The 299-nt window shown below is 60.2% G+C and carries 1 pseudogene; it reads right to left on the bottom strand.

Features of this window, described 5'->3' with window-relative positions:
• Window positions 1–266: pseudogene (locus EOC06_RS38830) on the bottom strand (lyase family protein); the annotation flags it as partial.
• Window positions 267–299: the final 33 nt, after the last annotated feature.

The raw sequence follows: 299 nt of genomic DNA, 5'->3' as shown, positions 1-299 counted from the left end.
AGAATTTCGCCGATACCCCCGCGCGGGCCGCTCGATAGTAGCCGAAAGTCATTGGCGATTTTCGACAGCTTTGCTGCTATCCTCTTCAGGAGGCCCATGTGAAGCATGAAGGCCCCCATGTCCCAGCTTGCCTCAAACAAATCCTTGGACCCGACCAGCTGGAGCCCGGTGCTGTGGGACAGGTACTCGAGCGCCCGCGCCCTGTAGAAGGGCGTCGCGGTTACTCCCGTCCCGATCGCGGTTCCGCCGAGATTGACTTCGAGAAAACTCTGCGGAAGCCGTCCTCATCCGACAACAGC

It is taken from the genome of Mesorhizobium sp. M7A.F.Ca.MR.362.00.0.0 (genome assembly GCF_004023175.1).
Classification (GTDB): domain Bacteria; phylum Pseudomonadota; class Alphaproteobacteria; order Rhizobiales; family Rhizobiaceae; genus Mesorhizobium.
This window is presented reverse-complemented; position numbering and strand designations above follow the sequence as displayed.